Annotated in this window: 25 protein-coding genes; 17 read left to right on the forward strand and 8 right to left on the reverse strand. The window is 40.9% G+C overall.

All coding sequences use genetic code 11. From position 1 onward, the window contains the following. Window positions 1-189: 189 nt before the first annotated feature. A complete protein-coding gene (locus PP181_RS10880; RefSeq protein ID WP_272637111.1) occupies window positions 190-852 on the reverse strand; it encodes an endonuclease III domain-containing protein in 663 nt (220 codons plus the stop codon). A 52-nt stretch (window positions 853-904) separates the two neighbouring features. Between PP181_RS10880 and bcp the strand changes: the two genes are divergently transcribed. Continuing rightward, entirely contained in the window at window positions 905-1357 is a 453-nt protein-coding gene (bcp, locus tag PP181_RS10885) for a thioredoxin-dependent thiol peroxidase (protein WP_272637112.1), read from the forward strand. Window positions 1358-1377: 20 nt separating this feature from the next. Here the strand turns inward: bcp and PP181_RS10890 are convergent, their stop codons facing one another. Further along, entirely contained in the window at window positions 1378-2856 is a 1479-nt protein-coding gene (locus PP181_RS10890; RefSeq protein WP_138258381.1) for a TonB-dependent receptor, read from the reverse strand. A 165-nt stretch (window positions 2857-3021) separates the two neighbouring features. On the opposite strand from PP181_RS10890, the gene PP181_RS10895 reads away from it, so the two are divergent. Together PP181_RS10895 and PP181_RS10900 are read left to right on the forward strand one after the other, a co-directional pair. Then, window positions 3022-3798: an MBL fold metallo-hydrolase gene (locus PP181_RS10895; RefSeq protein WP_272637113.1), complete on the forward strand. Its 777-nt coding sequence runs from the start codon at window positions 3022-3024 to the stop codon at window positions 3796-3798. A gap of 3 nt (window positions 3799-3801) precedes the next feature. Beyond that, window positions 3802-4296 carry a hydrolase gene (locus tag PP181_RS10900; protein WP_154919872.1) on the forward strand — a complete coding sequence of 165 codons (495 nt, stop codon included), beginning with the start codon at window positions 3802-3804 and terminating at the stop codon, window positions 4294-4296. Here the strand turns inward: PP181_RS10900 and PP181_RS10905 are convergent. From PP181_RS10905 to PP181_RS10925, 5 genes are all read right to left on the reverse strand, one after another. Further along, window positions 4293-4952, reverse strand: coding sequence for an alpha/beta hydrolase (locus PP181_RS10905; protein WP_272637114.1), 660 nt, complete (start codon window positions 4950-4952; stop codon window positions 4293-4295). The two genes, PP181_RS10900 and PP181_RS10905, sit on opposite strands and share 4 nt — an antisense overlap. A gap of 3 nt (window positions 4953-4955) precedes the next feature. Then, window positions 4956-5282: a hypothetical protein gene (locus PP181_RS10910; RefSeq protein WP_138258385.1), complete on the reverse strand. Its 327-nt coding sequence runs from the start codon at window positions 5280-5282 to the stop codon at window positions 4956-4958. Window position 5283: 1 nt separating this feature from the next. Then, a complete protein-coding gene (locus PP181_RS10915; protein ID WP_272637115.1) occupies window positions 5284-6543 on the reverse strand; it encodes a dihydroorotase in 1260 nt (419 codons plus the stop codon). Window positions 6544-6550: 7 nt separating this feature from the next. Continuing rightward, window positions 6551-8470, reverse strand: coding sequence for a BatA domain-containing protein (locus PP181_RS10920; protein WP_272637116.1), 1920 nt, complete (start codon window positions 8468-8470; stop codon window positions 6551-6553). 90 nt (window positions 8471-8560) lie between these two features. Then, on the reverse strand, window positions 8561-9568 hold the full coding sequence (locus tag PP181_RS10925; protein WP_272637117.1) for a glycosyltransferase family 2 protein: 1008 nt from the start codon (window positions 9566-9568) through the stop codon (window positions 8561-8563). 425 nt (window positions 9569-9993) lie between these two features. On the opposite strand from PP181_RS10925, the gene PP181_RS10930 reads away from it, so the two are divergent. From PP181_RS10930 to PP181_RS10995, 14 genes are all read left to right on the forward strand, one after another. Then, window positions 9994-10980, forward strand: coding sequence for an Ig-like domain-containing protein (locus tag PP181_RS10930; protein WP_272637118.1), 987 nt, complete (start codon window positions 9994-9996; stop codon window positions 10978-10980). A gap of 1440 nt (window positions 10981-12420) precedes the next feature. Next, window positions 12421-12861 carry a hypothetical protein gene (locus tag PP181_RS10935; protein ID WP_272637119.1) on the forward strand — a complete coding sequence of 147 codons (441 nt, stop codon included), beginning with the start codon at window positions 12421-12423 and terminating at the stop codon, window positions 12859-12861. A 139-nt stretch (window positions 12862-13000) separates the two neighbouring features. Next, window positions 13001-15268: a T9SS type A sorting domain-containing protein gene (locus tag PP181_RS10940; RefSeq protein WP_272637120.1), complete on the forward strand. Its 2268-nt coding sequence runs from the start codon at window positions 13001-13003 to the stop codon at window positions 15266-15268. Window positions 15269-15814: 546 nt separating this feature from the next. Continuing rightward, window positions 15815-16084 carry a helix-turn-helix domain-containing protein gene (locus PP181_RS10945; protein ID WP_272637121.1) on the forward strand — a complete coding sequence of 90 codons (270 nt, stop codon included), beginning with the start codon at window positions 15815-15817 and terminating at the stop codon, window positions 16082-16084. A gap of 71 nt (window positions 16085-16155) precedes the next feature. Beyond that, entirely contained in the window at window positions 16156-17361 is a 1206-nt protein-coding gene (locus PP181_RS10950) for a primase-helicase family protein (protein ID WP_272637122.1), read from the forward strand. Window positions 17362-17566: 205 nt separating this feature from the next. Then, window positions 17567-18469, forward strand: a complete 903-nt coding sequence (locus PP181_RS10955) for a toprim domain-containing protein (protein WP_272637123.1) — start codon at window positions 17567-17569, stop codon at window positions 18467-18469. A 45-nt stretch (window positions 18470-18514) separates the two neighbouring features. After that, window positions 18515-18811 carry a mobilization protein MbpA gene (gene mbpA, locus PP181_RS10960; protein WP_272637124.1) on the forward strand — a complete coding sequence of 99 codons (297 nt, stop codon included), beginning with the start codon at window positions 18515-18517 and terminating at the stop codon, window positions 18809-18811. 5 nt (window positions 18812-18816) lie between these two features. Further along, on the forward strand, window positions 18817-19677 hold the full coding sequence (locus PP181_RS10965; protein WP_272637125.1) for a relaxase/mobilization nuclease domain-containing protein: 861 nt from the start codon (window positions 18817-18819) through the stop codon (window positions 19675-19677). Between the two features lie 10 nt (window positions 19678-19687). Next, window positions 19688-20143 (forward strand): DUF6730 family protein, encoded by a 456-nt coding sequence (locus tag PP181_RS10970; protein WP_272637126.1) that lies wholly within the window; start codon window positions 19688-19690, stop codon window positions 20141-20143. Window positions 20144-20412: 269 nt separating this feature from the next. Next, a complete protein-coding gene (locus PP181_RS10975) occupies window positions 20413-21096 on the forward strand; it encodes a response regulator transcription factor (protein WP_272637127.1) in 684 nt (227 codons plus the stop codon). A 14-nt stretch (window positions 21097-21110) separates the two neighbouring features. Then, window positions 21111-22496 (forward strand): sensor histidine kinase, encoded by a 1386-nt coding sequence (locus PP181_RS10980; protein ID WP_272637128.1) that lies wholly within the window; start codon window positions 21111-21113, stop codon window positions 22494-22496. Window positions 22497-22579: 83 nt separating this feature from the next. Further along, the gene (locus PP181_RS10985; RefSeq protein WP_272637129.1) at window positions 22580-23083 is read left to right on the forward strand and encodes a hypothetical protein; all 504 of its coding nucleotides are present in this window, start codon (window positions 22580-22582) and stop codon (window positions 23081-23083) included. Between the two features lie 185 nt (window positions 23084-23268). Further along, window positions 23269-24108: an HAEPLYID family protein gene (locus PP181_RS10990; protein WP_419776381.1), complete on the forward strand. Its 840-nt coding sequence runs from the start codon at window positions 23269-23271 to the stop codon at window positions 24106-24108. Window positions 24109-24370: 262 nt separating this feature from the next. Then, entirely contained in the window at window positions 24371-24943 is a 573-nt protein-coding gene (locus PP181_RS10995; RefSeq protein ID WP_272637130.1) for a hypothetical protein, read from the forward strand. A gap of 272 nt (window positions 24944-25215) precedes the next feature. Here PP181_RS10995 and PP181_RS11000 read toward each other — a convergent pair whose 3' ends face one another. Beyond that, window positions 25216-26445 (reverse strand): site-specific integrase, encoded by a 1230-nt coding sequence (locus PP181_RS11000; RefSeq protein ID WP_272637131.1) that lies wholly within the window; start codon window positions 26443-26445, stop codon window positions 25216-25218. Window positions 26446-26521 lie beyond the last annotated feature (76 nt).

Raw genomic sequence — 26521 nt, forward strand, 5'->3', positions numbered from 1 at the left:
TTGCGTTAAATTAATGTAACAACAATGGAAATATGGAAAAAATTTACTCTAATTATCAGGAAAGAACTGAGTTTAAAAAAGTTTGCCCAAAAACGATCAACTTTTTGTTGAGTTTTTCAAAAGCTTTGTACGATGTAAAATACAAGGACTTGGAGTTCGAAACTTATTTAAACTAGAATACTGACCCGCTTAGCGGGTCTTTTTTTTATGTAAGTATTCATCGATTACGGATTTCCTTCCAATCGTTTTGGTGATGATATCCTTCTCAAGATCCCAACCTCTAGCTGGCGAGTAATCCCTGCCGTACCAAATGATCTGTAGATGTAGGTCGTTCCATAATGGCTTGGGAAACAACCTTTTGGCGTCCTTTTCAGTTTGCACGACATTTTTTCCGTTTGAAAAGCCCCATCGGTACATCAACCTATGGATGTGCGTATCTACTGGAAATGCTGGTCTACCAAATGCCTGTGAAACCACCACACTGGCGGTTTTGTGACCTACGGCCGGAAGTTCTTCCAATAATTCGATTTCCTTAGGAACCTCCCCGTTGTATTTTTCAATCAAGATTTTTGACAGTCCATGTATTCCTTTGGATTTCATGGGTGACAGCCCAACGGGTTTAATGATTTCCCTAATTTCCTCCACGCTCAGTTTTACCATGTCAAAAGGATTGTCCGCTTTTTCAAAGAGTAGGGGGGTAATTTGATTGACCCTAACATCGGTACTTTGGGCGGACATGAGGACCGCGATCAAAAGGGTGTACGGATCCTTATGTTCCAGAGGAACGGGAATGGTGGGATATAGTTCCTGTAATTTTGAAATAGCGAAAGATACCTTTTCTGCCTTCGTCATTTTTGTTTAATTTTATAAAAATAATATTGAACAAAATATAAGATAATTGACTATGAAAACACTAAAGGAAGGGGATAAGGTCCCTCAATTTTCAGCCAAAGATCAAGACGGCAATACTATTAATTTATCCGATTATAGCGGAAAGAAATTGATTGTTTTTTTCTATCCCAAGGCAAATACCCCGGGCTGTACTGCCGAAGCATGTAACTTAAGGGATAATTATAAAGCTCTTCAAAATGCTGGTTATGAGTTGCTTGGTGTTAGTGCCGACTCCCAGAAACAACAATCTAACTTTAAGAACAAGTATGATTTTCCATTTCCGCTCTTGGCCGATGAGGACCACACGGTCCTGAATATATTTGGGGTGTGGGGTCCAAAAAAATTTATGGGACGGGAATATGACGGTATTCACAGAAAGACGTTTGTAATCAATGAGGAAGGTAAAGTGACCAAGGTTATCGACAAGGTAAAGACCAAAGACCACGCCGCCCAGTTATTGGACTAAAAAAACCCCCGTATAGGGGGTTATTTTTTTTCTATTTCCTTTTCAATTTCTTCCGGTTTCGAAAGTTCTTTTTTGTTGAATAGGTTTTTCTCCTTGATGATTTCTGCAATACCTTCTGGCAGCATTTTTTCCCATCCGTCTTCACCGTTCATGATTTTTCTCAGTACGTCCCTAGAGAAAATATCCATGATATCCGGTTCATAGTCTATAATGTCCATGACCTTACCGTTATACTTGAAGAATTTGTAAAGCTCCTTCATCCTTGGATGCACCTTTACATTGTTGCTGGTCATGACCTGGCCGGTATCCGGGTTTTTCATTGGATACAGATACACCTGTAAATCTTTAAAGAATAATTTTCCGAAGGCCTCCAAAATACCACCGCTCAAGTGGCGATAGTACTTTTCATCAAAAATATCGACAAGATTGTTGACTCCCATGGTTAGTCCGATCCTATTCTTGGTGTAATTGTTGAAATACTCTACCAGTCTGTAGTATTCCTGAAACTTGGAAATCATAACGAAATGCCCAAGGGAGCATAGTAGTTCCGCACGGTCCATAAAATCTTCCTCGTCAATTTCTCCGGATGCTTTTAGGTTGGACAACGTGATTTCAAAGATTACAATACTGTTTTCTTGATCAACCTGTGGATCTCTAACAAAAATGTCATAGGACTTATGGAACATGTCCATATTCACTTTGGTAACCGGTCTAAAACTACCTCTAAGGGCTAAAATATTCTTTTTGTAAAGTACTGCGGCAGGCAAAAGGTTGTTTCCGTCCGGACCGAACATTACCGCGTCGGTCATATCGTTTCTGATCAGTTGAAGGCTCATCAATCGGTTGTCCACATCCTTGAAATTGGGCCCTGAAAAATTGATCATGTCAATTTCCAAGGTGTCCTTGTCTATATGATCATAAAGATATTTCAACATTTTCTTGGGCTTGTGGTACTTGTAAAAAGCACCATAGATCAAGTTAACTCCCAAGATACCTAAGGTCTCTTGCTGCAGCCTGGCCTCGTTTTGCTTAAATCGAACGTGCAGGACTATTTCGTCGTATTCTTTCTGTTTGGGGTCCAATTGATATCGGATACCTACCCAACCATGTCCCTTATAACGTTTTGAGAAATCTATGGTGGCAACGGTATTGGCATAGGAAAAGAAAACCCTGTTAGGGTGTTTTTCCCGGCTGATTCGTTCCTCCATCAACTGCATCTCATATTTGATCATGGTTTTCAGCCTGGCCTGGGTAACATAGCGGCCGTCTTCCTCCACGCCATAAATGGCATCGCTAAAATCCTTGTCATAGGCACTCATGGCCTTGGCAATGGTACCAGAGGCCCCGCCAGACCTAAAGAAATGGCGCGCTGTTTCCTGTCCGGCCCCAATCTCGGCAAACGTGCCGTAGATATCGGGATTTAAGTTTATTCTTAAAGTTTTGGCTTTGATCGAGGGTATATTCTCGAAAACACTTTCTCTCTTTAAAACTGAGGCCATTCCTATAAATTGTTTCAACAAAGTTATGAAGAAAGGGCAACCTAACGGCGAAACCAATCAAAAAAATGCGGCTTCCCATTAAATTACGTAGGGGCCTATCGCTTTGCCGTAAGCTTATTCCTATTTGGGCCGCTATTTCTTAAATAAGGATTACATTTGGTGAATATGGATGAAGACCTAAAAGTTACTTTTCTAGGAACGGGAACTTCCCAAGGTGTGCCCGTCATTGGCAGTGAACACCCGGTGTGTTTGAGCGAGGATTCCAGGGACAAAAGACTTCGGGTGTCCGTCTTGCTTTCTTGGGGAGGCTATAACTATGTGATTGATTGCGGACCGGATTTTAGACAACAAATGTTGGTCAATAAGGTTAAAAAACTGGACGGGATCCTGTTTACCCACGAGCATTCAGACCACACGGCGGGCATAGATGATATTCGGCCTTATTTCTTTAGGCAAGGGGATATTCCCATATTCGCCCATAAACGGGTGGTGAAGTCCTTAAAAAGACGCTTTGATTATATTTTTCAAGATAAGGACAGGTATCCGGGGGCACCTTCCGTAGCGATCAATTTGGTGGAAAAGGATGCCGATTTTGAGATAGGGGACAGACGGGTAACTCCCATTCAGGTAATGCACAACAGGCTAAAGGTTTTTGGCTATCGCATAGGTGGTTTTACCTATTTGACCGATGTAAAATCGGTTGCCGAGGAAGAACTTGAAAAGATAGTGGGCACCAAGGTATTGGTGGTCAACGCCTTGCGCATAGAGCCGCACCATTCCCATTTTAATTTGGAAGAAGCACTGGACTTCGTTAAAAAGGTGAAACCACAGCGCACCTATTTTACCCACATAAGCCATTTGTTGGGTTTTCATGCCGAAGTTGAAAAGAGTCTTCCTAAAAATGTACATTTGGCCTATGATAATCTCACCATTTCGATATAACCCATGAAGAAGAATATATATTTATACCTGTTTATTTTTTCCGCCCTGATCTGTCTATATCTCGCGGTTAGAGGTAGCAAAATGTCCGAAGTGAATACGGCCAGGATACAAAGCTTGGAGGGCAAGGTTGAAAACCTTAAGGATTCCCTGCAACAAAGTGAATTGCGTGCTTTGGAAATGCAATATTTTTCCTTGGAGAACAATGACGATGCCCTGGCCTATTATGACCATTTGGAATTGGAAAATCCTACGCGTTATATTTCCGATAAATTACTGGAAACCAATGAATCCAAGGGGGATAATCCGCTGGTACCTTATGAGGGCATGCAAAACGATTTTAAGATCAACAAGATCAAGGTGCTGAACCACAAATGGATTTTGGCCGATTTTTCGGATGGAATGTACTGGGGCGAAATCTTGATTCGCTACGAGCTAAAGGACGATCTGGGTGTCGATTTTACCTTGATAGACCATTTATTATACACCCGAAGCAACTAGCGGTTTGCTTCCAGCCACTTTTTAAAGGCATAGAAATTTTGCGGTGCCACCCCGTGTCCCACAGGAAACTCCTCAAATACATGGGAAACACCCAATTTTTTTAGAAGTAGCGGAGCCTTTTGCGCCCATTCAATCGGGATCACTTGGTCCACCTGTCCGTGAGAGGCATAGATTTTTAAGGAATCGAAATTATTTTTGGTGTATCCTTCTTTTAGAATCCGCTCGTTGATATAGCCGCTTAGGGCGACCACTCTTTTGATTTTTTCGGGGTAGGAGAGGGCAACGGCATAGCTTAGGATGGTACCTTGACTAAATCCCAAAAGGGTTACATCTCCTTCATCCAAATGATAGGCAGTACAGGCCTCGTCGATAAACGTGCAGATTTTGTCCCTGGATTCAATCGCCTGCGCATCGTCGCTCCATTTTCCCTGTTCGTTGTCAAAATGAATGGCGTACCAAGCATAGCCAAAAGGTTGCAGGGTATAGGGTGCCCTCACTGAAATGATGCAATACTCGTTGGGCAATTCGTCCGCAAAGGAATAAAGGTCTTCTTCATTGCTGCCGTAACCGTGCAACATAAACAGTACGGGGGATTTTCCCTGCTTTATGGAGGAAGGTTTTATGATGTGTTCCAAGGATAAGGGGGCCGTCGTCATGTGCTATTGAATAAAGGTGAACCATTTTTGAAAATAGGTTCCAATGATGGGGACAAGTTGCTTTTTGTTGTTCAGGGCACCCAAAAACCCATAAAACCAAAGGGCCAGATAACAAATATAAAGTCCGTAAAGGCCGTACTGATTGTACCAAACACTGGAAAAAAGCGCAAAGGCATGGAACAACAGGTGTATCCCAAAAGCCTGCCGTATATGGAACCTGGCAAATTCATGTTTGGGCTCCACGTTCATGGTAATGGCGATAAGGGCCCCAATGAGGGTCAAATAGGAAATGATGGCCGTGTTTTTTCCGGCTACTGCATTTGCTGCCATACTACTCGTTTAATTGGACTTGGTTGTTGGCAATGGTTCCCAGCACTTTTCCCTTCAGGGTATGGCCCAGAAAAAGACTGTTCTTTGAACTGCTTTCAATATTGGATTCAGTAAAGGTATATTCCTTCGTTGGGTCAAAAAGCGTCAGGTTGGCTTTGGCACCTTCTTTTAGTTCCGGATTTTCGATTCCGAAAGCTTCCCTGCCCCGGGTTAGGATGTCAATGGTTTCCTCGATTGAAAAGAGTTGGTTCAAGGCCCCAAAACTACTTTCAAGTCCTATCGTACCGTAATCGGCATTGTCAAATTCTACCTTTTTTAGTTCTATGTTCAAGGGGGTATGGTCACAGGTCACAAAATCGATGGTGCCATTTTTGACCGCTTTTAGGAGTTCCTTGGAGTCCTTGGAAGTTCGTAACGGCGGCAAGATCTTGTAATTCGCATCAAATTCTTCCAACGTGTCGTCCGTATGGAACAGGTTGTGAACGGCCACGCTACAGGTAACCTGCAGCCCTTTTTTCTTGGCCGCTGCCACCAATTTTACGGAATCTGCGGTGCTTATGGTAGGGATGTGCAATTTACCTCCGGTATATTCCAGGATGAACAGGTCCCTGGAAACCTGAAGTTCTTCGGCCATGGCAGGTATACCCTTTAATCCCAGTTTGGTACTTATGATCCCTTCGTTAACGATGCCCTTTCCGGCAATATGGATGTCCAGCGGAAAGCTCATCACCATACCGTCAAAATTTTGTGCATACTGCAAGGCTATTTTCAAAAGGTTTGGGTTGGCAACGGCATGCTTGAAATCATAAAAGCCTACGGCTCCTGCGTTCTTCATATCGTATAGTTCTGCCAAGGCTTCCCCTTTGCCACCAACGGTGAGGTTTCCCAAGGGGTGCAGCTTGGTCAAATGCCCCTTGCCCGCGTTTTTTAGAAAGACGATATCAGAACTACTATCCGGCAGCGGAAAACTGTTGGGATTTAGAACGATGTCCGTAAATCCGCTCTTGGCGGCCGTATGTAGCCCATTTTTAATGGTTTCCCTTTCCTCATAGCCCGGTTCGCCAAAGCTAATCCCGGTATCCATCCATCCCAAGGAAACATGTAGATTAGGAATATCTAAGATTTTGGTTTTTGCCGGTGCATCGATAGCGGTGGCAATCTTTTCTATGAGGCCGTTCTTGATTAAAATATCTCTCTTCTTCAGGTGAATTTCCTTGGTCGCCCCATTTACAATCTTTACCGATTTTAGAAGTATGTTCATCTAAGCCTTATTTTAAGAACCTCTGAAGTGCGGATTCCGTTAGTACAAAAACCAGTGCTAAAATAGCAAACCATTTCCAAAATTCGTTGACGCTGTTGGATTTTTGGACATCCTCAAAAAAACTGATAATGGAGTCAAAGACCCGGTCATTTTCAATGGTATCGATATCCAAATATCTGAGCTCACTTTCCTTGCGGTCGTAGTTGAAACTTATTTGGCCAAGGGCCTCATTACCGTTGCTAATTTGAAAGATTCCGTCCGTTTTGGGGTTTTCATCAAAGGTCAATTGCACTTTTTTGGGCAGGGAAATTTGTTGGGGAATAAACTCATAATCGTCCTTTGCAACCTTCAAAATACGGTCCTTGGAAAGGGAGACGGGTATTTCCAGGGTCGCTTGGGTCCCCAGGGTCTGGTACAGTTGGGGCAATTTTAGACTATTGCGGGCGATGTTATAAAAAGTGGGAACTATGAGGGGCGAATTCTTAAAATTCGAATTTTCCTGGTTCAAGGCCGATGCAAAGAAAAAGGCGTTTTCGTTCCCTATCAAAAATGCGTTCCCGTTCTGGAACGTAAGGACTTTAGGACCTTCGGAACTAAAACTGTAGAAACTTTCTACCTCCGGATATTGAAAATTCGTCACGCGTTTGTTGAACACATTTTTATAAATGGGATGCTCGAACGCAATACCGGAAATGGAGGCCTTCTGGGGTAGCAGCGGGCCGTAGCTCGTATTGAGATAGGATGCGGAAAGACCGTTATAGGAGGCTATATCAATGCTCTGTGCGGGAATCACCACAAAGCTGCCCCCGTTCGCAACAAAGGTACGTAACGTACTTTGCAATCCGGCAGGTATCTGCTCCAATTCATTCAATACCAATAAATTATAGTCTTCAATGGCACTGTAATTCACTTGGCCCAAGGGCGTAGTTGTGAAATCAAATTCATCCGGGCCGTAAATTCTTCTGAGGAATTCGGGGTCGTTTTCCGAAATGGCCAGCACCCTGATTTTCTTCGGACTGTCCAAATTGAAATAAAATTCGTTGTCGTATGAAAGTCCGGTGTCCGAAATAACGATCCTACCGGCGATGGGCGCATTGGCGGGTACTGAAAAAGTGACCGATGCATTTCGGCCGTTCGCAAAGGGCGCAGCTGTTTTCGCAATTAGATTGTCCCCATTATAAAGGGAGACTGGGTGGCTTTCCAGGGTTTCATTGGAGGATAACACAGCGGTCAATTCCACCACAGCATTGTCCGATTCCGAAATATAGACCGAATCAATGGACACGTTCACCAAATCCTGGGGCACCTGTTTTATAAAATAGATGTCGGGGTTTTCCTCCGTATCGGGTAGAGGTCCCAAGCGTTCTTGAAAATCGGAAATAAAAACGGTCCTTTTAATAATGTCCGGGTCGTTTTGGAAGAGGGTAGCGCTGCGCAACAGCACCTGGTCCAAGGACAGTTGATTGGTGCTGGGTGCCAGGTCGATGAGCTCATTTTGTATGTCCGCAATTTCCACGTCCTCGAACACCCGATCATTGGTCAACAGGGAAAACGAGCTGTTTTTTGGAACGTTCTGTATGATTTCCTGCACCATGTTCTGTAGGAGGGTACCGTTGTCCAATTTCGCCTCCATGCTAAAGGAATTGTCCAGGTAGATGACCGTTTGCTGGGGTTTTAGTGCATTTTCATTGGCACTGAAGGGCTGGGCGAACGCAAGGATCAAACTGGCAAAGATTCCCAGTCGGGCCAAGAGGATGAGCCACTTTTTGAGTACACTGCTCCTTCTGGATTCAGAAACCACCTTTTTGAGCAGTTTTACATTGGTAAACGGCGTTTTTTTGAATCTGCGGAGCTGAAAAAGATGAATAATGATTGGAATGGCTAGAAGCAAAAGGGCCCAAAGAAGTTCTGGATATTTAAACTGCATTCCTTAACGTGATTGGTCAAAGATAGGGATTTTGTTCGTAGGAGTAGCCGTGGTTTTTTTATTCTTCCGGTGATTAACGTAACCGAAAAATCAGCAGAAAAAGAAATAGTCCGTCATGTGCTTCAAACCCAGTTTCTTAAAATACCCTCTTATTTCCTCTTGGGCCATTTCATTGGCTACGGTCACGATGCTTTGTGAAGCACCGATTTTATCCAGTTCTTGAAACGGAAGTAGGGTCTTGCCATAAATTTTCTTCCCGATTTTCTTTGGGTTGTCACAGATCCATGTGAATTCGATATGCTGTTCGATCAGGGATTTGGCAATCTTTTTCCCCTTAAAACCCGCGCCCCAGACAACGAGTGTCCGCTTGGGGTCATAATCCAACTTTAAAAAATAATGGAGCTTGATGTCCAAAAAGTAGTTCTGGGCGTAGTGTTCGCTTGTTCGGGAAGTGCGGTGGTCATAGTCCCTCCAATACAGCAAGGTTTTATCGCAGGGAATGATGTTGAGTCCGGCTTCATAGAACCGAAAGGTAAGGTCATAATCCTCCGGATATCTGTGTGGGTTAAAACCGTCACAGGCATCAAAATCGGTTCTATGCACCATCCAGCAGGGGGAGGGAATGACACATTCCTTATAGATTTCGCTAAAATTGCTGCCCTTTGCCGTGAGTCGGTTGAGCCATTTTTCATAGCGGTCGTAGCCATCGCTGATGCCTCGGTGCGAGAAATATGTTACCTGCCCCACGGCAACATGTCCCGGGCCATGTTCCAGCAACGAATTTGTCATAATCTGTAGTCGGTCTGGGGTCATGATATCGTCGGAATCCATCCGGGTGATGAAGGTTCCGCTGCTTTTGGCATAAGCCGTCTGCAAGGCATGGATCACACCGGCACCGGAATTTTCAAAAACCTTGATGCGTGCATCCTGTTTGGCATTTTCCTGTACGATTTGGAGACTTTCATCCGTTGAGTGGTCGTTCACGGCGATGACTTCCCAAGATGGGTAGGATTGGGCCAAAATGGAATCCAGGCATTCCCGGAGATAGGGCGCCGTGTTTTTAAAGGGAATAAGGATGCTTACCAAGTTTGCCTTCATTCCGGAAAAGTACTAAAATAAGCACTTTATAAGCAGCATTTAATGGGACGGTAACTTCTATGGCTTTGTAGACCGGAGCCATTGTTGCCATCTACAATGCCTTACGGTCCTCCTTTTCCCTATTTTGGGGCATGAATAAAGGATCTGATTTTGAAAAATCCAACTAAAACATATCCTGGAAAATAGCATAAAAAATAGAAGTTTGAGGTCCCTTTCAATGACCAAATAATATAATCGTTGGCTCTCATTCTTGAAGGTCAAAGAACGATTATTGATTTTAACTATTAACGTAATACCTACTTTTGGTCAAAGGTCTTTCCATAGGCTTTCGCCTTTAGAGGGGTTTACCTCATCATTTTGGACATTCACAACATAAAATTGCCCTTGTCTTCATTATTCTTAAAATTGGTTTATTATTAGAAAAAATGAGTGTTCGCAGTTTTTTGGTTGTTTTACTGTTATTGTCCTCCATATTGGCGGTTGCACAGAATCTACCGCCAGTTGGCAATGACGATTTTTACAATGTGGGTTACCAAATCCCATTGGCGATAGATGACCTGCAGGGTGTTTTGGCGAATGACACGGATGCCAATTTTGGCACCAACCTTCGATCTAGGACAGCTCCTGTTAGCGGACCAAGTTCAGGAAGCCTTACCTTGGATACTGATGGTAGTTTTTTGTACACTCCCAATACAGGGTTCGTTGGTACTGATAGTTTTACCTATAGGGTATGTGATGAGGGTACTCCAACGGAGGTAGTATCCAGATTTGATTTTGACGATCCCAATTTGGCCCTGGCTACCATTGGACCAAATGCAACTTCCGTAAATCCTGCCGCAGGTCAGACGGGCTGCGGAACCTATTTTCCATCAGGTGCCGGTGGTTCTGCAGGTTTTGACATCAATATACCTAACACGGGAGGTATTTTTGATTTTACCAGTTTTACGGTTTCCTTTGAATACGAAGATCAAGAGAGTACTGCAGATATAATAACTGCCGGAAATTTTAGGGTATACCACATTTCGGGCAATAATATGGGGCTACGGGTAGACGTCATCAATGGATCAACCGGTTTGCCGGATTCCTTTACTGTGAATTTAGGAAGTTTTGTTTCCGGTAATGTGCCATATACCATACATTATGACGAACTCTCCGGAAACGTTACCTATACGGCAAATGGTGCAACCAGCGTTTTTGCATTGGCACCCGCCTTTTCTCCCCTAAATACGGGGTTGGCTACAAACATTATTTTGGGTAGGTTCATGGATGGTAGTGGATCTTCAAGGCCCTCATTGTGCAGTATGGAATTTGTGGACAATAGCTACCTGTGCGATACCTCAACGGTATATTTAAATGTTGTCGCCAATATCGTGACGAATAGAAGAATTACGTATAGGGTAAAGCGCAATTGACGAGCCTTTGTTGTTTTTGACCTTCCCTTATTCTGTCCAAATGGCACCTATGACCTAAGGAATTTAATACATTACGCATTGTGGACTGGGTGGCAAAAGTTGTAGAAGAAATGGATGCCATCGGATTTTTTGAATATTTCTACTATTGGATTATTTATTTGAATTGAAGCAGGTGGTAAGGCTTCCAGTTTATGGTATTTCCCGGAATAGGCACGACTACGTACACACAAAAACCCTCCACAAATTGCGTTTGTTGGTTTTGTATGTTCAATCGTTTATGAAATTGGACTTTTGGTAATAAGGGATTCACTTCGTGCATCCCAAATGGTAATCCCTGCCAAGCGTAAAACCCTCCACAAACTGCGTTTGTTGGTTTTGTATTTTCAATCGTTAATGAAATTGGACTTTTGGTAATAAGGGATTCACTTCGTGCATTCCAAATGGGTAATCCCGGGCAAGCATAAAACCCTCCACAAACTACGTTTGTTGGTTTTGTATTTTAATCCGCTTACGAAAGCACGCTTTTGACACTTCTTAAAGTACAAAACCCGCAACTCTCGTTGCGGGTTTCTTTTGCGGAGGAAGAGGGTCTTCTTTAAATTGAAAAAACCACTGTTTTTAGGGGTTGTAAAGGGTGGGTAATTTATACTGACACCGAAAGGGACACCTTTTTAACAATATTTTAACAGTTTTGCGCTTTTTGATTACCAAATGGGTACAATTAGATGTAAAATATATTAAATAGCCTTAAAACAACAGAATTTTTAAATTGGTCTATGCCATATAAAGAAGTCAAGATTTTAAATAGACGACCAATTTAACTATGATATTAAGACCTATCAATCGGTTATTTAGTGACATTTCTATCTAAGAAATCTAATTTGCATGGCAGGCAAGAGGTCGCCGGTTCGAATCCGGTATTCTCCAAGCTAACAGTAAGGCTTCAAGAGTTTTTAACTTTTGGAGCTTTTTTCATTTGCACGCAATTTGCAAGCAAAAGAGGTTTTAAATTAAGCTCTGTATTATTTGATTTAAATTGCTAGGGTTTAATAGTTCCTCACTAGTTGTAGAGTACTTTTTGTAAAAATATCACATACTTAGATACCTCAACTTTCATTCAATATTTTGGAAATTTAGTTCCCTTAAAAGGTTTGTTAAGGAGAATATTAAAAAAGACTAAGAATAGGACACTCCTAAAGATAGCTTCATGTTTGGGTAAAAGCAACTCCAAAAATGGCCGATTGTTGATACCAATTTAATTTCTATTTATTCAAACGAAATTTATACTTCTTAATCATTATTTTCAAGAGAAAAAAATCTATCTCTGTTTTACCAATAGTTTTCGCAGTATTGCATTTTACAGTATAAACTTTAAACAAAAGTATCATAATTAACAAATTTATTGTAATAAAAACATTACATTTAAATAAAAATGGAAAAATGTTTGAAAAGTATTTTTACGTTGTTTTTTTAAGCTTACTGAGCTTTGGATGCAGTGAGAATGACGAAGTTATAAATGAGACTCTTTTGGGTTCATGGGAACTTATGGCCTATTACAATCAAAGTACAGGGGAAATGAGAACCTCCCCAAGTGGATCGGATTCGATTAGAATCACTTTTCAAGAAGATGACTTTCAAGGTACAACAGGTAGAAATACTTTTTTTGGAGATTATACAACCGAGTTAAGTACACTATCTCTTCTTTCATTAAATGGAACTGAAATTGCAGAAAGCGAATGGGGAATACTCTTTTTTCAAACAATAGCATCCACTTACGATTCAGACCAAGAATTGTTTTTTATGGAATATAACATAGAAAACAACATATTGAATATAGAATATGATGAGTCAAATTTAATGCGCTTTAAAGCTGTGAAATGAATATGTATGGCAGGAGTTTTTGACTATTTCATCTTGTTAAAAATAGTTTCCTATAAAGGATGTTGCCGATAGATATTGATTAGCACATATGGCAAATACAGGCTATTAATCTGGTATATGAATCTCCTTAAAATATGTAATGAAAAAAACTATACTACTTTCAGTCATTCTAATTCCATTACTAGTAATCGGCCAAATCCAAACTGATATTGAACCTTATTCAGCCTATTACGATATTCAAGAATCGGCCATTACACAAAGAACTAAATTTGTTTCGCCTACGAAAAGTATTTCCACGGCTCTTTTAGAAGACGAAGAAGATAGACGAAATGGTAAGCCCCCAAGGTTCGGCTTACGAAGGGAAACAGAATTTAATACTGTAAATTCTGGTGTTTGGATGGATTTGCCTAATGGGGACAAGTTATGGCTTTTAAGTATTAAAAGTCCCAACGCCAAATCAATAAACCTCCTTTATAGTCAGTTCCATATTCCACGGGGCGGAATGCTACATATTTATAACAAAAAGAGAACCCACATTATTGGTGCATTTACAGAAAGAAATAATAAGGGTTCATATGAAAAACCAGGGCAATTTGCTACTGGATTAGTTTATGGTGATGAAATAATATTGGAATATTATCATCCGGAAAGCGTCGAACAACAACCGATCATTAATATTAGCGGCGTCATACATGGGTATAAATACATTGACCTTTTAAAATACCAGTCAGAAGATGATCCCGAATCTGGAGGATATGGACAATCAGGCTCATGTCAAGTTGATATCAATTGCTCAGAAGGAAACGGATGGCAAGATGAGAAAAGAGGGGTAGCTTTATTGTTAATAAATGGCGGTACAAGATGGTGCTCAGGTTCTCTTGTTAACAATACAAGTCGTGACGCCAAACCCTTCTTTTTATCCGCAGATCATTGTTTGACAGAGGATAATCTGGATGCTCAAGGTAATACAAATGCCTCTCAGTACATGTTCTATTGGAATTATGAAAGGGCCGGATGTAATAATGGAGGGCCAGAGCCGACTATATATTCAACAACTGGGGCAAGTTTGAAGGCCAATCGGGCCGATTCCGATTTCGCTCTGTTTCTATTAACAGAATCTCCAAAAGATGCAGGATACAATGTGTTTTTTAATGGCTGGGATCGAACGACAACTCCAATGCAAGGAGGAGTAGGAATCCATCATCCTGCTGGAGATGTTAAAAAAATATCCACACATAATGTTGTGCCTGGACCAGGTTCAGTTTTCGGTGCGAATACGCATTGGCGAGTAAATTGGCTACAAACATTAAATGGACATTCCGTGACCGAAGGAGGTTCTTCTGGCTCTCCCCTTTTTATGAACAACGGCCGTATAATTGGTCAATTACATGGTGGTGGTTTTTTGGATTGCCAAGTACCAGAATTAGACCCAGGAGAATATGGGAGATTTGATGTATCATGGAATGGGTCATCTCCAACGCGTAGGTTAAGGGATTGGTTAGATCCCTTCAATACTGGAGAAACATATCTTAATGGTCAGGACATTTTTAGTGATATAGTAGGGGACGACTGTGCGTGTGCTTCCCCAAATGAGGTCTATACTCTAACGAACCCTCCTTCTTCAATCAACTGGCAATACCCCACTTCCCTTTTGACTTCTGTTGGAACATCTGGTTCTACAATAACCTTGAAAGCGAAAAATGCGTTTGTAAAGGGATATGCTGTAATCACTGCAAGGAATGCATCCAACAATGCTATTGTCAGGATTAGAGAAATATATGTTGGCAAACCTGAAACCCCTATTAGTAACATTTCCGGTCCATCTACGGTAAATTATGGTGCATTGGTACGTTACACTTATCATGGTGTTGTTCCAGGTGCCAAATCATTTGATTGGTGGCTTCCGTTCCCATACACAGAAGGTCTTCCGGTTGTGACAGATCCAGCAAAATGGAATATAGTTTCAGGTGGAACTTTTAGCTCTATGCGATGTCAAGTTGGTCCAAATGATGGACTTGTACAATTCTTTGGTGTTAATCCCTGTGGTACCAGTGGAGCTAAAACAAAGAATGTTACAGTAGTAGGCTCAGGAGGTGGTGGAGGCATTCCATTGTTGGCGAGTATAGGTGGTATAAATAATACCAATCTTGATAAGAAATTAGAAGAAGAAAAGTTTTTGGTTTATCCTAACCCAACAAAAAATCAATTATCGTTATTAATGGATCCTGAATTTAGAAAAAAGGTCTATGAAATATCACTATTTGACGTAAGTGGGAGATTACTGTTCAATTCTCAAAATAAAAGTTTAAATCAAATAGATTTATCAACTTATCAAACTGGTATCTACAGCTTGAAAGTTACATCGCAAGATGGAAATATGACAAAAATTGTTGCCGTCGAGAAATAATTTTCAAAATTCTGGATTTATTTTCACTATATAAAACTGAACTGGTGGACTCTGCTTCGATATTCTTGAGAAAGTCCTAGGTCATAATTAAAATAAATCTGACATTTTGGTTTTGTAATTGGGCAATGTGTTCCGTAAAACGAACGATTTTTAGAGTGGTTTTTCCCAAAGAATGTTTGGCTTTATGCTAGAGATATTAAACTTGAAATAAACGAACACAAAAATTCGCCTCTCCTACAGCACCAGTTTTCAAACTCTGCTAGTTTTAATTGTTGATAACTCCGTTTTCTACTATTAAACCACCTATTTGCCCATATTAAGAACAATTCCATTTGGCATCAAATAAAACCAAATAAAATCTAAGGGTTCATCAATGCTATTTAATCTGAACTGATTTGATGTAAAAAACTGTATATCAAATATTTGTGAATAAAACTATCTATTCCATCATACTTTCGTTCCGCCTTCTTTTTATCTTTATCCAAAGAATTCTTCAAAAGAAAACAAAAGCGCTTTTGTTCATTTTTAATCTATAAAAGAAACAAAATGGACAATTTTTTGATACTTGAACGGCTCGACCGTTTGGAACGGCTTTTGATAGCCAATAAGGAAGTGCTGACCTTTGATGAGGCCTGTGACTACACCGGTATATCAAGAAGCTATCTGTACAAGCTTACCGCTGCGGGGCATATCCCGCACTCCAAGCCCAATGGGAAACTGATTTTCTTCGAAAGGAAAAATTTGGTGCGTTGGCTGCTCCAAAACGAACGTAAGCCATTGCCGGAAAGCAAAACGATTGGGGACACGATGCCCTAGTCGGATTCATCATTAAAATCTGATGATTCACCAAAAGTGGCTAGAATCACAATATTTCAAAAAGCACCAATATGGAAACAGTACCATACATAAGGGTCGGGACCACTTTTTACAAGTTGGTCAGTATTCCGACCATTTCCGGACATTTCAACGAGCAGCTGGTCCCGTGGAACGAGCATATCATAAAACAGGACCATGGCAAGGACTATCTGGGTAGGGTTCCCAAATATGACGGTTTCGCCTGCATTCCGTGCCATGTGGATTTTAAAAAGGAGCACCATGGTTTTTACAATACCTATTCCCCTTTGGCACATGAACCCAAAGAGGGAAGCATCAAAAGAACACGGGCCTTTTTGGGGCATATCTTCGGTAACCAACTGGAGCTTGGGCTGGACTATTTGAAGCTTCTGTACCAAAGACCAGTGCAGGTACTGCCCATCCTCTGTCTGGTGTCCACCGAAAGGAACACAGGGAAAAGCACTTTTCTTAAATGGCTCAAGGAAATCTTTGGCAACAACCTGACATACCTGACCAATGACAGTTTTGCAAGCCAGTTCAATGCGGACTGGGCCAACAAGTTGCTGATATGCGTGGACGAGGTACTGTTCAATAAAGAGGAACTCACCGAGCGCATCAAGTACTTAAGCACCACCAACCGGAACAAGCTGGAGGCCAAGGGCAAGGACAAACGTGAAGTGGAATTCTTTGGAAAATTTATTCTGTGTAGTAACAACGAGGACAGTTTTATCAAAATCGATGCCCATGAGACCCGGTTCTGGGTGAGGAAAATCCCATCCCTTAAAAAAGAAGATACCGATTTCTTGGACCAGTTAGCCCAGGAAGTGCCCGCTTTTTTGCATTTCCTTTCAAAAAGGGAATACAGCACAAAACAAAGAACCCGAATGTGGTTCACAGCTAAACAGGTTTATACTCCTGCCCTTAAGAAGCTGGTGAACAATAACCGAAATAGGGTGGAGAAGGAACTGGCCAGTCTATTGCTGAGCGCCATGGAAAAGTTCGAGATGGACTCGGTGGACCTTTGTCCCATCGATGCCCTGCACATACTCAACCGCACACGGGTCAAGACCGACCTGACCCAATTGAGGCGGTTGCTGAAAAAGGATTGGAAACTGGACAACCAGTCCAATTCAAACAAGTACCAAAAAATCACCATTTGGAACAACGGCGAGATAAACACCGAGGACGCCAAGGGAAGGTACTTTACCATAAAAAAGAATTTTTTGGTCCAAAATTTTGATGATTTGATGACAGATTGATATAAGCCCAGTGTTCATAAGGGTTCAGGCTGTCATCACTTTGTCATCATTCTGTCATCAAAATAAAAAATGATGACAGGGACAATGAAGAAAAAAACAAAAACGATGAAACGATGACAAAATGATGACGGGGAAACCACCAGTATTTATAGGGTCTCCCAGAGGTTTGTCATCAAATCATCAAAAATCGATTAAAAACTGAACCATGAGAGAAAAAAGAATGGACTGCGAAAAAGCCCGCAACATTGACATCGTTTCCACGCTGGCCAAGTTGGGGCACTTTCCAGTCCGGAAAACGGAAAAGGAAGCTTGGTTCCTAAGCCCGTTCCGGACAGAGACCCAAGCCTCTTTCAAGGTATCATTGAAGAAAAACTATTGGATAGATTTCGGGACCTTCGAGGGGGGCAGTACCATAGACCTGGTCATGAAAATGGAGAACTGTTCCGTAAAAGAGGCAATGGAACGACTGTCCGGGAACATGGGCCATTTTTCTTTTCACCGGCGGCCGAATCCAACCAAGAAGGAACATAGGGCCAATCCTATTGAAATCATCGAGGTAAAGGAAATCGAACACTTGGCCCTGCAAAACTATCTGAGCTCCAGAAAGATCTCGACCAAGACCGCAAGAAAACTTTGCAAGGAGGTCCATTATAAGATAGGAGAACGGACATACTTTGGCATCGGACTACAGAACAGGTCGGGAGGCTGGGAACTACGGAACAGCTATTGGAAAGGCTCCACATCGCCAAAGGATGTTTCATTGATCAAGAACGATTCTAAAAAATTGGCGATTACGGAAGGTATGTTCGATATGCTCACCCTTTTGGAACTTAGACCAGAGCTTCTTAATACCCATGACCTTTTGGTATTGAACACTACGGCCTTTGTAAAGCGGATGATTTCTGAAATAGAGGATTATGAAAACGTAGGGCTGTTTCTTGATAGGGACAAAACGGGACATGGGATGACGGAACTTTTAATTGAAAAGTGCCCGAACAGTAGGGATATTTCCTTCCTCTATGAAGGATTCAAGGATATAAACGAATGGAAGGTAAAAAGCGCGAAGGATGAAGTTTGGCAACGAATTCAAGATGTGTCATTGTCATGACAAATCTTGCCTTTGCTCCCGAAGGTCGCAAAAGATTTAGTAAAAATGAAGAAAGAGTTTGTCCAGTTCCGGTGCTCGGTCTACGAGAAGAAACTGCTGAAGGTCAAGGCCCGAAAGAGCGGTCTTTCCGTCAGTGAGTACTGCAGACGGGCAGCTTTTGATGACCGTATCGTGGAACGGATGACGGACGAACAGATAGAGGCCTATAAACTTTTGGTCAAATACCAACGGAACTTCAAATTGATCACGAACATGTTCCGCAAGCGGAACCCCAGGTTGGCCGAGGAAACGGCGCAGCTGGCCGAAGAGATACGACAACACCTTTTAAATTTCAAGAAATGATAGGCATGGGAAAATCCATATCGCACACTGCGGCCTCAATGAGCTATGGGATGAACCAGGAGAAAGGATCGGAGATAGTCCACAGCCAATATCTGGCCGGGGAGACCCCAAGGGAGATCACCGAGGAGTTCAAGGTCATCCAAGAACAGAACGAACTGTGCCGGAAGAACACGCTGAGCTTTGTGCTCAGTCCCAGCATCGAGGACGGCAGGAAACTCGAAAGGGAACAGCTCAAGGAAATGACCGAGCGGTTTATCAAGGAAATGAACCTCAAGCAGCACCAAGCGGTTGCCTTTGTCCACAGGGACAAGGAACATGTGCACGTCCACTTGTATGCCAACAGGATAAACTTTCAGGGCAAGGCCTATAACGACAGCTTCATCGGAAAGCGGAGCCAACAAGTGGCCGAGCGGGTGGCCAAACAAATGGACCTGACCACGGTGAAGGAGGTACAGCAGGAAAAACTGTACCGGATGCAACATGTCCGCTCTGAAATACAAAAAATCCATGAAAAGGTCATGGCCAAGGAACGTCCAAGGGATTTTGATCAGTACATCAAGTCGATGGAGCGGAACAATGTAAAGGTCATTCCCAGCATCAACAAGCAAAACCAACTGCAGGGGTTTAGATTCGAATATAAGGGAAACAACCTCAAGGGAAGCGAAGTGCACCGTTCGATGTCCATGGGCAGGATCGCCCGTCAAATGAACTTTGAAAGGAACATGGCACAGCGGATTGCCAAGGACAGGAGCATGCAGCTTTTGGGCAGGACAGTGAATGTCCCGACAAGTCTGACCCAGACCATCATAAAGAAAACCATCAAATTGGCCATCAAGGTGGTCAGGGACACAGGAATAGGAATATAAACACAACGAAATGGCAAAACTGGATGAAATAGCGGAACTGTTGACTGAGGAGATCAACGGATTTGAAAAGAGTATCGGCCGATTGGAAAAGGCACATGAAAATTTGAAAAACCTTCCATTAAGGCCAGATACCAGCGAGTTAAATGCGCTTCTAAAGGAGTATGGCAACAACCAAAAAAACAACATTGAGGAACAACAAAGACTGATGGAAAGGATTCTTCATAAAGTAGAACGGTCCGTTCTCTTGCCCAGTTGGGCAATAAAACTAACTTGGGGATTGTTAATTATGGTCCTGTTGGTCCTTGGATTTTCAATCTATCAGGTGTCAAGGATAGCCAAGAAAGAAGAGGCAGCATATATAAAAGGTCACGATGATGCCATTGAACACTATGGGACATTCTTTAAAGAAAGCCCAGAGGCAAAGGAACTCTATCAAAAATGGCTGGAGGGAAAAGGCAAAAAGTAGGACAGCGCCCTATCCTATTTTTGCTATGCGCTTATCTTCCCGAACGCTGCAAAAATAGGACAGGATCCATGTGCGAAGTTCATGGTAAGACTTGGGACAAGCTAAATAATGATAGGGTTAAGATATTTTCAGCTAAAGAAATCCTTAATCAATCCAAATTCTCTAATTTTAACGAATCAATTAAGTGAAATAAATACCCCAAATTTACTGTCAGCCCTAAAAATTGGTTTTTATATTATCTGATTTTCAGGGATAACTCAGCATAAGGTATGCCAAAAAATATTTTAGTGATAGAGGATGAGCACAATGTTGCAATCTTTATCAAGCAAGGGCTTCAAGATGCCGGTTACGGAACCTTATTGGCGTATGACGGGCATACGGCATTTGAACTTTTGAACCAAAATACAGTTGATCTTGTGATACTTGATATTATCCTTCCAGGAATGGATGGAAGGGAAATAGCGAGAGAGATAAAAAAAAGGGGTGAGAGTGCACCACCTATCCTTATGTTAACAGCCTTGGGTACAACCGAAAACATTGTGCAAGGGTTGGATTCCGGTGCGGATGACTATCTGGTCAAGCCTTTTAAGTTTACAGAATTATTGGCACGTATTCGGGCATTGACTAGAAGGAATAAAGTGGGTATGAAAATTGGCCATAAATTAATTATCCAAGATTTGGAATTGGACTCAAATGCTAAGTTAGTTAAGAGGGCTGGTTCTGAAATCAAACTTACCACCACAGAGTTTCGTCTTCTTGAGTTCTTGATGAAGAACAAGAATATAGTATCGAGCCGTATTGACATCTTGGAAAATGTCTGGGACATCAATTTTAATATGGCAACCAATGTTGTTGATGTATATATCAACTATTTACGGAACAAAATCGATAAGGATTTTGATAATAAGTTAATCCATACCGTCATAGGTATGGGTTATGTCATCAGGGAATAACATCGGAAACGCTAATGCCACTTAAAACAAGAATAACCATAATTTTTATCCTGCTTACAGGATTATTGCAAATCCTGATATTTCTATCTATTTACTTCTTTGCCAAGGAATATACAGAGAACGAGTTCTACTTAAGGCTTAGCCAAAGAGCCACCATCGCCGCCCAAGTATACCTTGAAAAAGATGAGGTCACGATTGAAATCTACGAAGCAATCAGACTTAGGCATTTGCAGACACTTCCTGGAGAAAAAGAAGTCATCTATCCTGTAAATACCGAAAGCGGTATTCCTCCAAAAGAGCTTAAAGCCAATTTTCCAAGTCAGTTTTTGCGAAAAGTCTTTGAGGAGAAGTATGCAGAAACGAAGAAGGGGGACTTTTACTTTACAGGTTTACTTTATAATGACAATCAAGGAGATTTTTTGGTTTTGTTGTCCGCTAAGGACCTGTATGGCTTGGGGAAACTCGAAAACTTAAGAAATATTCTTGTCGTAGCGTTTTTGATAAGTATGGTCTTTATTTCCATTTTGGGCCAATATTTTGCACAGCAGGCTCTAAGCCCCATTTCTAAAATTATAAGGAAAGTAAACACGATAAGGGCGGAAAACTTAAATTTAAGACTGGAACGTGTTCGTGGAAAAGGAGAGTTGTCCGATTTGACACAGACTTTCAACAATATGTTGGATAGACTGGAAACTTCTTTTGAAATGAAGAACAATTTTGTTCAAAATGCATCACATGAGCTTAAAAACCCATTGACAGCTATCATAGGGCAGGCAGAGACAGCCCTTGCCAATTCAAGAAACAATGAGGGATATATTTCGGCCTTGGAAGCGATAGAAACGGAGGCAAACCGACTCAACAGTCTCCTTAATTCCCTCTTGAGGTTGGCCTACACGGACCAAGACTCAAAAGGTCTCAAAATTGATATGATCAGGATTGATGAGATTTTAATCGATTTAAAATCCAATCTTGATAATGTGAATTCCAGACGCTTAAACTATTGTTTCCAAGACCTGCCCAAAAACGCGGATGATCTTATCCTCAAAGGTAACCAGAGTCTTATCGTTATTGCGTTGATGAACATTGTTGACAATGCACTTAAGTATTCGAGCGGTAATCAGGTTGATATCAGTGTCCACGTAGAAGAAAGAGTCATAACGGTCAAAATAGAAGATCAGGGTATTGGAATACCGGAAAAAGATCTTAACAGCGTATTTGAACCTTTCTACAGGGGCTCCAATGCAAGGACTTTTAAGGGTTTTGGTTTCGGTCTTTCGCTTTCCGATAAAATAGTTCGACTCCATGGAGGGGTTCTGAGCATAGATTCCAAGTTGGGAAAAGGTACTACCGTCAGTGTTGAATTGCCCAACATTTTTATGGGTTACGAAATAGCCCGTTGAGATTTTAATCTGATTTTAATCTCTTTTTTAAATCGCTTTAATGTTCTCAATCTATTCTTGTGGTCATAATCAAAAAAAGTAGTATGACACGAATACTGATTCCAACCGACCTTAGTGCCCAGTCATTAAAAATAGCTGAGGAAGCCTTCAAAATGTATCCGGACGATATAATAGACGTTATATTGGTCTATCCGTATCGGTTACCGGTTTGGAACTCTGATCTTTATTGGTTCTCTCCAGCAAAAATCATCAAAAAACATGAAGATGAGCAATTTGCGCATACGAAGGACGAACTGGTTAGGAAGTATTTTAAGAACATCAGCTCAATTTATGTGGAATTATTCACAGGTGTAAATTCGTTAGCGTTCGAAAATTTTAGAGTTCATCATCAAATTCAAACCGCGGTACTTCCACAAAATGGTTTCTTGGATTTTTCGCACGATGATACGTTTGACCCTACGAATTTGATAGTCAAAAAAGTTCCAATCATAAATAGGGTCCAAATTGAGAATGTAAAACATTCGGAAGATTACCAGGGACTAAAACCCGGACTTTTCAGTCTAATTCAAAAGGTCTTTCGTTCTTGATTGTAATTCCAAAATCGAGTCCATTTTGTTGGTTGAAAAACTAACCTATGTCAGTGAAAAGCAAAATTTGGCGCCAATTATGCTTCTTCTTGTGGGGAAGAAGATTTTTACTCCCCATTGATAGACTTTTCAATTGTTGAGACCAATGACAACATTATCGATTTAGTTACCATAAATAAAGAAATATGAGATTTACGATTGTTCTATTAATGATAACAAATATAGGTGTGAAAGCACAGGAACCAGAAAAAAAAGAACAGGATAGCATTTACATTAATGAAATAGAGAGGAAGAAACCCGCAAAAATATTGCATGCAGAGCCACTTTATATTGACTTAATCCGAGATTTGGGAGCTAGAAAGGGTGAGAAGGAATGGAACGTTGGATTTGGAATCACCGATAGAAATATGTACGACGAATACGAAGCCCTGGTTGAATATGAGTGGGCACCTATGGACAGATTGGGCCTGGAAGTGGAACTGCCGTTTTCCATTTATCCTTCAGGGATGAATGGAAATGCCCCGTCCAGTAAACTCAATAGCCTGAAAATCGCGGGACAGTATTCTTTTTTCGTATCTGAAAAATTCAATACGAGTATGGCAATTGGATATATTCATGAATTGGAGATGACCGAGTTTGTAAATTATGGAACAGAACAGCTCTTCACAGGCAACGTTTACAACCCCTTTTACATTGTAGCTAAGCGCTGGGGCTCAAACTTCCATTCATTACTATATACAGGCCCACAATTCCTTCACCATTTCTCAAATGGTTTGGTCGAAACAAATTGGCAGATCAATTCCAATTTTCACTATATGATTAGTGGAACAAGAAATTTCATTGGCATTGAATTGAACAAAAATGTTGGAACAGATTATTTTGATATGACAATTAGACCACAAATGAGGCTTGGGATCATGGACAATCTTTTGATAGGGATAGTTGCAGGCGTGCCAATCAGCAGAGATAATGAAAGATTCAGCACATTTTTGAGGCTCATTTATGAGCCAGGACATAGAAAATGATTAATGTACCGGAGCTCGGCTCATCTTCTCTTTTGGGGTTTGTGAATGGTGTGAATTTTAAAGTGGAAATCAATTGTTTCAAAACTATAATCAATAAAACTTCCATATGTAAACACTGAATTTTGTGTATTGCGATTCTCCAGATGACGGATATATTGAAATTAGTCCGAGAATTTGCTAATGATAGAGGGAATCAAGGAAACGATAAGTGTCTTTATATGAAAACATAAACCAATTTAAAGAACATGAAGCCATGCGAAAAATGAGCAAATTTAATTTAAAGCTAATTATTTCGATACTTTATGTGTTTGTCTTGGTGCTATTTACAAATCGGCTCGACCACGGGTATTTTTCAAAAATCCTGTATGATAGTGAACAAAAGTATCTGGCGCAATACAACCTGAATGAACTTTACCGCAATTTTAGCTTAAAAAAACGCTCTCTTGATTCTTCACGCACTTCTTCAAGTACATACACCAATGGAGAAATAGAGAAGTTGCTGTTGAATATTGAAGCGATTAAATTATCTCATTTGGCATCTAGGGAAATCAACGAAATAAGGGGTCATTACAACACTTTATCAAAATTGGAAGCTTCTGCTTTGAGGAATGATGAAATTCTTTTGAATAAAAGTGAATTAAAAACCCTGTTGGACCAGATTTTGGTAAAGATAGAGGGGTTGGTGGAGACCGTTTATGATGAATCAACATCACTTGTTCCGTCCTCACATTACTCCGGGGCGGGTAAGCTACTTTTGAACGTTGAGTTGGTATTTGTGCTGATACTTGGCTCAATAATTCAATTGATCATAATATGGAAACCAAACGAAGAATAAGTGCAGCTAAGGGGTTATTTGCCAAGGTGGAAATACTAATGCATTTTTCTGTGTTTTATTTCTAGGTTACAAATTTAGATAAGAATTCATATCCAAATGCTTTCATTCTATGATCGGACTTACTACCAAAGTATATGTATATGGCACTAAACTTAAGGTAAAAATGAATAGCAACCTTTCAAATTTTTGGATAAACTGAGTGTTGCCCAATTGCCATAAATTTAAGTTGAATTCACAGAACAAGTTATGGATAATAGTTTAATACAATGGGATTAAGCATTCTTTGACTTGACTTTTTCTTGGAAACTCAACTTCTTTTTTAACAGTTGCATATCCTCACTGACTTTTCGGTTCAATATTTTCGCGTAATGTTGTGTGGTTCGAAGTGATTTATGCCCCAACATTTTACTTACTGATTCAATGGATACACCATTAGAAAGAGTTACCGTTGTTGCAAAAGTGTGTCTGGCCAAATGAGTAGTCAGGTGTTTGTTGATACCGCTAAGGTCCGCTATTTCCTTTAAATAGGCATTCATTTTTTGGTTGGTCAATACTGGTAGCACCTTTTTATCTACAAGTAAGGGACTATGTTCATATTTTTCAAGAATCATCAATGCAGTGGGAAGAACAGGAATGTTACTTTTGGTTTTTGTCTTGGTACGTTTGGTATTTATCCAAAGATCTCCGTCTATCCCTATCACAAAATCGTCATGTGTCAGTTTTTTTACATCTGCATAGGCCAATCCGGTAAAGCAACAGAAAACAAAACAATCCCTTACATGCTCCAACCTCTCATTTGTAAAAGGATGATCCATTAGTCGTTGAAGCTCTTCATCGGTAAGGAATTCCCGTTCTACAGTTTTTAATCGGGCTTTCCAATTGGCAAAGGGGTCTGTTTTGATCCAACCATTGGCATAAGCGATCCTAATGATCTTTTTAAAGTTCACAACATATTTGATTGCCGTGTTATGGCTGCACTTTCTTTTTGTCTTTAGATAATATTCGAAACCTGAAATAAAGGAATGATCCACATCTACTACGGGAATATCTTTCCTTCGAAGCTCGTTCTGTAAGTATTCGGCCAAATGGCTTTTTGCGGTTTTGTAACGTTCTGCCGTACCAGGAGCAAAATCTTTTCCAACTAATTTTTCAACCCTGTCATTGTGCTCTTGAAAGATTTCCAATAACATTTTTGAGGGTTTATCAACACCTAGGTAAGAGTTCTTGAGGGAAACAGCGGTCAATGGTTGGCCCTTGTCTTTCAATTTGTCCGCATGTCGAAATAGATCGGTGCGTATTTTCATTAATTGCGAATTCAATTGACGCACTTCTTGAGAGAACCCCAATACCTTTCCATTGGTGGCATCCCAAGTGTTGGGATAAATTTTGCGACCTGTGCTGAATTCCGAACGCTTTCCATTTACTGTGATTCTGATGTATATCATTGCCCGGCCAACTTTGTCGGTTTTGTGCTTTTTGATGTAGAATAAGAGAGATAACATAAAAGGGACACCTATTTTAACATTATTTTCCTTGAAATTAGTAAAAAAAAATTAAAATATAATCCCTGTAAATACC

The organism is Maribacter sp. PR66, from assembly GCF_028464205.1.
In the GTDB taxonomy this organism is placed as follows: domain Bacteria; phylum Bacteroidota; class Bacteroidia; order Flavobacteriales; family Flavobacteriaceae; genus Maribacter; species Maribacter flavus.